This window comes from Streptomyces sp. NRRL F-5650, from assembly GCF_000721365.1.
GTDB lineage: Bacteria > Actinomycetota > Actinomycetes > Streptomycetales > Streptomycetaceae > Streptomyces > Streptomyces ardesiacus.
The window spans coordinates 1-920 of the sequence record NZ_JOGV01000141.1 but is presented as its reverse complement, the minus strand read 5'-3'; the positions used below and the strand labels follow the sequence as shown (position 1 = coordinate 920).

Below are 920 nucleotides of genomic sequence, written 5' to 3'. Positions count from 1 at the left end.
GCCGAGCCGGACTTCAGTGTTGTGGATGTGGGTTGGTCGTTGGCGGGTTCGCGGGCGGTGCTGGAGCACCGGGCGGTGGTGACCGGGCGGGAGCGGGGGGAGTTCCTGGCCGGGTTGGAGGTGCTGGCGGAGGGGGAGAGTGGTTCGTCGGTGGTGCGGGGGGTGGCCGGGGAGGGTGGTACGGCGTTTCTGTTCACGGGGCAGGGTGCGCAGCGTCCGGGTATGGGGCGGGGGTTGTATGAGGCGTTTCCGGTGTTCGCGGCGGCGTTCGACGAGGTGTGTGCTCATGTGGACGGTGTGCTGGGGCGGCCGTTGAAGGAGGTTGTGTTTGGTGGGGATGGCGGGCTTTTGGGGCGTACGGAGTGGGCGCAGCCGGCGTTGTTCGCGTTGGAGGTGGCGTTGTTCCGGTTGTTGGAGGCGTGGGGTGTGGGGGCGGATGTGCTGGTGGGTCATTCGGTTGGTGAGTTGGCGGCGGCGCATGTGGCGGGGGTGTGGTCGTTGGCGGATGCGTGTCGGGTGGTGGTGGCGCGTGGGCGGTTGATGCAGGAGTTGCCGGGGGGTGGGGCGATGGTGGCGGTGGAGGTGGCTGAGGGGGAGTTGGGTGTGTTGCCGGTGGGTGTGTCGGTGGCGGCGGTGAATGGTCCGCGGTCGTTGGTGTTGTCGGGTGAGGAGGAGGCGGTGCTGGGGCTTGTGGGCCGGCTGGTGGGGGAGGAGGGGCGGCGGGTGAAGCGGTTGGGGGTGTCCCATGCTTTTCATTCGGTGCGGATGGAGCCGATGTTGGCGGCGTTCGCGGAGGTGTTGGCGTCGGTGGAGTTCCGGCCGGCTGTGCTTCCGGTGGTTTCGAATGTGACCGGGGAGGTGGCGGGTGCGGAACTGGCGACGGTGGAGTACTGGGTGCGGCATGTCCGGGAGGCCGTGCG

1 protein-coding gene is annotated in these 920 nt (G+C 69.0%); it reads left to right on the top strand.

The features are described from left to right. Window positions 1-920, top strand: a 920-nt coding sequence (locus IG88_RS39820) for an acyltransferase domain-containing protein (protein ID WP_037837566.1), incomplete at both ends; no start/stop codon positions are given.